This window comes from Thermodesulfobium sp. 4217-1 (assembly GCF_039822205.1).
Lineage (GTDB): Bacteria > Thermodesulfobiota > Thermodesulfobiia > Thermodesulfobiales > Thermodesulfobiaceae > Thermodesulfobium.
In genome coordinates this window covers 26,800-32,892 of record NZ_JBAGBW010000020.1, presented here as the reverse complement: position 1 = coordinate 32,892, position 6,093 = coordinate 26,800, and the positions used below count along the sequence as shown (strand labels likewise).

The window sequence follows — 6,093 nt, the reverse complement described above, 5'->3', positions numbered from 1 at the left end:
TTAAATATTGATTTAACTATTTAGAATTATTATATTCACTTTTAAACTTTCTATAAAACTAATCAAATTCTAATAATAGTAAAATAATATAAAAATATGATCTAAATTAAAAACAGGGAGGTAGTTATGAAAAATTTTTTATTTGGTTTACTCGTAGGCGGCATACTAATGTTTGCATCCACTGCTTCGTTTAATATGGTTTCTAACCAAAGCTCTGCTCAAGCTCAACCAATTGTGCCCGGATACTATCAACAGGTAGCTTGGGGGAATCATCCTGAAATGGAAGCAGCTTTAAATCTTTTGATAAAAGCAAGAGAACATCTTAACAATGCAGCTCATGACTTCAATGGTCATAGGGTTAAGGCTATAGAATATACAGATAGAGCCATCCATGAAGTTAGAGATGGCATTGATTATGCAAATAATCACTAATTTTTAACATTATCTAAACTTAAAACGGCAGATTCTTTTCTGCCGTTTTTCTTTATCAAGTGCTTTTGTAAAAACTCTTTATCGATTCGATTAAACTTCTGGCAGGAGAGTCTTTTTCTGCAAAATACCACTTTTTATCTTTGTAAACATAGGAAAATATAATATTGCCACTTGAATCAAAATCACCATAACCAAGAAGCGTGTACTTGTAATTGTCCATATCTAACTCAAAAACAAATATTGTAAATGAAAGATTGTCATATCCAGCCAGCGAAAGGCCATATTTAGATCTCAATTTGATTAAATTTAGTTTTCCATTATATGAATATTCTTCTACAACAGAAATCTTCATTTTCCCATCAGGAATAACTTCGATGCCCTCCTTTGTATACGAGAAAGTATCGTTGTACGAATCGGTATAATAATTTACAAATGTAAGAGCATAAGCTTTAGAACATTGGCAAAAATCAATCGAAATAAAAAATAAAAACAATATTATTACAAATCTAAATAGCATCATTTCCCCCTTTACAAATTTGTTAACAATAATTATATATTTTTTCTGATAAAATGTATCACAAGCTTAGTATTTATTTAATTTTAAGTTTTAAAATTAAAAGTGATAGATTTAAGGTGGCGGATGAGATGGAAAAGAGATATAACGCAAGATATTGGATTGAACATTTAAATTTGAAGCCACATCCTGAAGGCGGCTATTATCGTCAAACTTACAAATCAGAACTAATGTTGGATGGCTCATTTGTAAATGGCATAAATATTAACAGACCTCTATTTACATTAATATATTTTTTATTAGACCACGATCAATTTTCAGCATTGCACAGACTAAAGTCTGATGAAGTGTGGCATTTCTATTTTGGCAGTTCTTTAACCTTGTATATATTTTCTCCAACAGGATCTCTGGAAAAAAGATTTTTAGGTCCAGATATTGGTAGAAATCAGTCTTTTCAGCAAATAGTAAAGGCTGGGCATTGGTTTGGTGCTGATATTGATGATAAAAGTAGTTATTCATTGGTTGGCTGCAGCGTTTCACCTGGATTTGACTTTGAAGACTTTGAGATGGGAGAGCGTGATAAGTTGCTAAATGAGTTTCCAGATCACAAAAACTTGGTTGATAGATTAACAAGATGTTAGATATTATCAAGCCAATATTTCCTGAAGACCTCGGAAGTGTAAGAGATTTATTTAAAGAATATGCTGCTTCTTTGAATTTTGATTTAGATTTTCAGAATTTTAGAGATGAGATTGCTAATTTGCCAGGTGAGTATTGTGAGCCAAATGGGGCAATATTACTTGCAAAACTTGATGAAGAATATGGCGGCTGTGTGGCATTGAGAAAGATTGATGATATATTTTGCGAGATGAAGAGACTTTATGTAAGACCAGATTACAGGGGAGAGGGTATAGGCAAGGAGCTGTCTATAAGGATCATATCCATAGCGAAAGAAATTGGCTATTCTTTTATGAGGCTTGATAGCGTGTCTGATATGAGGGCTGCTATCAAATTATATAGAGCCTTAGGTTTTTATGAAATTGAGCCATACAGATATAACCCAATAAAGGGCGCAATATTTATGGAGCTAAAATTGTAACAATCTTGAGACTTAAACTTTCTCCATTGACATTGAGTTAACTCTAAGTGTTAAAGTTAACCTAAGTAAAGTTTGTAAATAAAATTGTCTTCATTTCAAATTACAGATTTAGGAGGCTTTAAAATGAAAAAACGTAAATTGGGATCTGAACTTGAGGTTTCAGCTATTGGTTTAGGTTGTATGGGAATGAGCCATGGTTATGGGCCAGCAGCAGATAAACAAGAAATGATTTCATTAATCCATTCAGCAATTGATCTGGGCGTAACCTTTTTCGACACTGCCGAAATATACGGTCCATTTACAAATGAGGAACTTGTAGGCGAAGCGCTTAAACCATTTAGAGATAGGGTAGTTATTGCTACCAAATTTGGATTCAACATTCAGGATGGAAAGCAGTCTGGCTTTGATAGCCGTCCCGAACATATACATGTGGCCGTAGAAGGATCTTTGAAAAGATTGAAAACTGATACTATAGATCTTTTGTATCAACATCGCGTAGATCCAAATGTGCCAATTGAAGATGTGGCTGGGAAGATAAAAGATTTGGTTCGAGAGGGAAAGGTAAAGTATTGGGGACTCTCTGAGGCTGGTATAAGTACCATTCGACGTGCACACTCTGTCCACCCACTTGCTGCAATCCAAAGCGAATATTCAATGTGGTGGAGACGCCCTGAAGATGAATTGCTAAGCGTTCTTGATGATTTGGGAATTGGTTTTGTCCCATTTAGCCCATTGGGCAGAGGATTTTTAGCTGGAAAATTTGATAAGAATTCTACTTTTGATAGCTCAGACTTTCGAAGCAGACTCCCTCGTTTTACCCCAGAAAACTTAGACGCAAATCAAGCTTTAATTGATTTAATTAAAAAATTCGCAGAAAGAAAGAGTGCAACGTCGGCGCAGATTGCGCTTACATGGTTACTATCACAAAAACCGTGGATCGTGCCTATTCCTGGCACCAGGAAATTAGAGCGACTGACTGAAAATCTTGGATCTGTTAATATTGAATTTAGTTCAGACGAAATAAATGAGTTAAACCTTGCAAGTTCCAAAATTAAAATTGCTGGGAGTCGCTATCCAGAGGAACTGGAAAAAACTACCAACCAATAGTAGATTTTAAACGATTGATTTTAAAGATAGCAATGTCATATTAGTCATCAGAATATAATGAATGCTGAAATTTAAAGTAAAATATATTATTATATTTAGGAGTATGGATTGATTCTTACTCCTAAATATTTTTTAGTCTTATTAAAATTTAGAGGAGAAATTATATGACAATTTCTGAAGTAAGCGAGAAATTTGATATTTCGAAGGATACTCTTCGCTATTATCAAAAGCGTCGTAAAACCCCTTGTTTCAACTATGGGGATATAAGACGCTTGCCGTTAGGTAAATGTTGCACTTGACATCCATCAAAATCTATTTTACCACATATATCAGCAATTAGTACATTGATAACTGAATATATGAGGTTACAGCAGGAAAATGAGATAGAGTAAAATCTTCCATGCCTCTGCTGTGTAAAATATTCAAGGCGTAGAATGTACTATGAGTTGGGGCATCGACTCTTGGAGGAGAAATTGTAAGACCTGCACAGCAAGAAAATTTGCTTAGTAGGCAGTTTCGTTGATACCAGAATCTCCCGGCTTTAGCCGTGGGGAGTATGTCAAGAACGTATTGGACTCATACCTCATGTCGGTCGCAACAAGAGTAAAATTAGGAATTATACAGAAGAAAACTGCAACTGGATTGAATTTATAAAATGTATGCGTAATGCAGGATTGTCTATTGAAGTCTTGATAGACTATGCAAGGCTATTTTTGCAAAGAGATGACACTATCGAAGCGAGAAAAAATCTTTTTATTGAACAGCGTAAATATCTAATTGAAAAGATGGAAAATACGAAAAAGACCCTAGAAAGACTTGATTATAAGATTTCAGTTTACGAAAAGATAGTAGTTGAAAAGGAAAAATCTTTGAGAAGAGATAGTTTATATATAAAATAATCAATATGAAATCTTACATTTAATAAAGTATATATAAATGTACAAAACAGTTTTCAAGCCTTAAATGATTTTAAAAGATAGGATAAATTATTGTGAAAATAATAATGAATTTACTAATTATTTAATTTTGTAAGTTTAATTTTTTTGATTTTTATACCAATCTCTCCAGATTATTCTATAAATTTTTAAAAATTTTGGGATTTTATTGAGAAATGGCAAGAATGGCAAGAATAAAAGTATTAAGAAAAACGTTATCATCAATATTCCAACCTGTAAATCTCCATTAGGAGATGTTGACATGGGCGGTAGCTGGTATGCGAGTGTATATGGCCAAAGCCACCAAGCGCCAGGATAATTTCCTGTTTCATTAGATATACCCCAATCTTCTCCAAGCATATCCAATGGCCTTGCAACACTGTGATAAACTTTTCCCTGAAAAAGCAGCAATGGTTTCGTAAAATTCATATTATAAAAGTCATAAGGAGAATTTGAAGAGACAATTGATCCTTCGAGTAAGCCAGACAAACCCAACTTAAATAAACTGTTCATCATTGTTTTTATAGGACCGTAGTCACCATTAGGAATTATTACATTGTTGTGTTCAATTTTTGCATTTTCAAGCGCCTTATCATAAGATTTTACCCATTTCAATTTTTGTTCATTGGTAGCATTTTTATATGCTTCAAGAGCAGATTTTAAATTATTGTCAAAAACAGCAACCTTTTCAAGAGGATTTATTATATAATCATTTATTGAATTAATCGGAGTAGTTACACCTAAAATAGCTGAAGGCTTAATACCAAAAAAATTCTGAGACTGAGAAGTATCGCTATCGTATGGCGGGCCATAGTCGCCAATTGGGCTTTTGTCGTCAAGAATATTGATAAATGTTTTCAGATAGGAAATAGATTCATATTTTGCAATTTGTTTTGCGGTAACTGGAGGATAGTCTGGAGAACCAAATGCTAAGGCAAGAGCAAATATTATTATGGCTATGGATACGAATACAACCAAGCCCTCTTTTATAAGATCATAAGATTTTAATGGAACATTCTTTAAATATTTATCAGATTTTAAGCTCATATTTTCTCACCCCACATAAATTTATAAAGGTTTTACAGGACCTTCACTTCTTACGAGAAAAAGATGGATTATAATTAACACAATTAATACGATAGGCACAACTAAAATGTGAAAACCTAAAATTTGTGCCGTGTTCATTGGATCGAAAAATCCACCAATTCCCATAGCATTAAGCAAATCTTTTGACTGTACAGCAATCCATTGAGAATCCCAATTTGTTTGTGAGAGATATCCAGTAAAACCTTCAAAGGTTGTTAATCCAAAGGCCAACATTCCGAAAAGCCATGTTTTGCCTCGTCCATCTCTATATGCTGCCATTGAGAATTTTGATAATAGATGAAGAATAAGTCCTCCAAAAAAAATTTGGACCCCCCAAAAATGAAGAGAGTTAACAAAAGCGCCGATTTTTGAAAAGTGATACCATGCTGGACCAAATGAAACCAATATTATTCCTGTAATTACAATAAAAGCAAAAGAGGAAAGAGATATAACGCCAAATATGTAAGCAAAAGAATTAACATAAGTTGGCATAGTTGTAGGAAAAATGTCATCTGAAGTTAGATTTTCCTTAAAAAAGTTTTTTGTTTTTCTTGTAATATTCATTTTACTCATCCCCTTCAAAAAACTTTGGCAATCTAAGCCAAATTGATATGACAAAAACAATTAGAACAATCATCCATGCAATGATGTCAGGTGTTGCAAGGTTGAATATTCCAAAAGCAAAATGAGGAACAGGGGGCAAACCTTGAGCTGGTATCATATTTTTCCCTCCATCCGAAATAAATGTTTATAAATATTCGGAATAACCTAAACTAATATTATCACAAATCCTTATCTTTAATTTTAGAAATCGTTTAACAATATAAATGTTTATCTATTTTAAATTCTGTCATTGTTTGAACAATTTTTATTTGAATATTATATGTAATTAAATTTAAAATTCAATTATCGAAAGCAGA

The 6,093-nt window shown here is 33.1% G+C and carries 9 protein-coding genes and 1 pseudogene; 6 read left to right on the top strand and 4 right to left on the bottom strand.

Annotated features, from left to right (window positions below; translation table 11 throughout):
• Positions 1–126 precede the first annotated feature (126 nt).
• Complete coding sequence (locus V4762_RS07890; protein ID WP_347315240.1) at positions 127–432, top strand: hypothetical protein; 306 nt, start codon at positions 127–129, stop codon at positions 430–432.
• Positions 433–487: 55 nt separating this feature from the next.
• Here the strand turns inward: V4762_RS07890 and V4762_RS07885 are convergent, their stop codons facing one another.
• Positions 488–952 carry a hypothetical protein gene (locus tag V4762_RS07885; protein WP_347315239.1) on the bottom strand — a complete coding sequence of 155 codons (465 nt, stop codon included), beginning with the start codon at positions 950–952 and terminating at the stop codon, positions 488–490.
• A gap of 125 nt (positions 953–1,077) precedes the next feature.
• Between V4762_RS07885 and V4762_RS07880 the strand changes: the two genes are divergently transcribed.
• The 5 genes and pseudogenes from V4762_RS07880 to V4762_RS07865 form a co-directional block, all read left to right on the top strand.
• Positions 1,078–1,587, top strand: a complete 510-nt coding sequence (locus V4762_RS07880) for a cupin domain-containing protein (RefSeq protein ID WP_347315238.1) — start codon at positions 1,078–1,080, stop codon at positions 1,585–1,587.
• Positions 1,581–2,045 (top strand): GNAT family N-acetyltransferase, encoded by a 465-nt coding sequence (locus tag V4762_RS07875; RefSeq protein ID WP_347315237.1) that lies wholly within the window; start codon positions 1,581–1,583, stop codon positions 2,043–2,045. The genes V4762_RS07880 and V4762_RS07875 overlap by 7 nt, the downstream gene beginning before the upstream one ends.
• Before the next feature lie 123 nt (positions 2,046–2,168).
• On the top strand, positions 2,169–3,152 hold the full coding sequence (locus tag V4762_RS07870) for an aldo/keto reductase (RefSeq protein ID WP_347315236.1): 984 nt from the start codon (positions 2,169–2,171) through the stop codon (positions 3,150–3,152).
• Between the two features lie 164 nt (positions 3,153–3,316).
• Positions 3,317–3,451 carry a MerR family DNA-binding transcriptional regulator gene (locus V4762_RS10070; RefSeq protein ID WP_458646950.1) on the top strand — a complete coding sequence of 45 codons (135 nt, stop codon included), beginning with the start codon at positions 3,317–3,319 and terminating at the stop codon, positions 3,449–3,451.
• Positions 3,452–3,715: 264 nt separating this feature from the next.
• Positions 3,716–4,051, top strand: a pseudogene (locus V4762_RS07865) (MerR family transcriptional regulator); the annotation flags it as partial.
• A 135-nt stretch (positions 4,052–4,186) separates the two neighbouring features.
• On the opposite strand, the gene V4762_RS07860 reads toward V4762_RS07865, so the two are convergent.
• The 3 genes from V4762_RS07860 to V4762_RS07850 are packed head-to-tail and all read right to left on the bottom strand — an operon-like array spanning position 4,187 to position 5,894.
• On the bottom strand, positions 4,187–5,134 hold the full coding sequence (locus tag V4762_RS07860; RefSeq protein ID WP_347315235.1) for a hypothetical protein: 948 nt from the start codon (positions 5,132–5,134) through the stop codon (positions 4,187–4,189).
• 21 nt (positions 5,135–5,155) lie between these two features.
• A complete protein-coding gene (locus V4762_RS07855) occupies positions 5,156–5,737 on the bottom strand; it encodes a cytochrome b N-terminal domain-containing protein (protein ID WP_347315234.1) in 582 nt (193 codons plus the stop codon).
• 1 nt (position 5,738) lies between these two features.
• Positions 5,739–5,894, bottom strand: coding sequence for a hypothetical protein (locus V4762_RS07850; RefSeq protein ID WP_347315233.1), 156 nt, complete (start codon positions 5,892–5,894; stop codon positions 5,739–5,741).
• Positions 5,895–6,093 lie beyond the last annotated feature (199 nt).

Bases quoted from the DNA above. Each gene is read 5' to 3' on its own strand.
- V4762_RS07855 (WP_347315234.1), bottom strand. From the start codon at position 5,737: ATGAATATTACAAGAAAAACAAAAAACTTTTTTAAGGAAAATCTAACT.
- V4762_RS07850 (WP_347315233.1), bottom strand. From the start codon at position 5,894: ATGATACCAGCTCAAGGTTTGCCCCCTGTTCCTCATTTTGCTTTTGGA.
- V4762_RS10070 (WP_458646950.1), top strand. From the start codon at position 3,317: ATGACAATTTCTGAAGTAAGCGAGAAATTTGATATTTCGAAGGATACT.
- V4762_RS07890 (WP_347315240.1), top strand. From the start codon at position 127: ATGAAAAATTTTTTATTTGGTTTACTCGTAGGCGGCATACTAATGTTT.
- V4762_RS07875 (WP_347315237.1), top strand. From the start codon at position 1,581: ATGTTAGATATTATCAAGCCAATATTTCCTGAAGACCTCGGAAGTGTA.
- V4762_RS07880 (WP_347315238.1), top strand. From the start codon at position 1,078: ATGGAAAAGAGATATAACGCAAGATATTGGATTGAACATTTAAATTTG.
- V4762_RS07870 (WP_347315236.1), top strand. From the start codon at position 2,169: ATGAAAAAACGTAAATTGGGATCTGAACTTGAGGTTTCAGCTATTGGT.
- V4762_RS07885 (WP_347315239.1), bottom strand. From the start codon at position 952: ATGATGCTATTTAGATTTGTAATAATATTGTTTTTATTTTTTATTTCG.
- V4762_RS07860 (WP_347315235.1), bottom strand. From the start codon at position 5,134: ATGAGCTTAAAATCTGATAAATATTTAAAGAATGTTCCATTAAAATCT.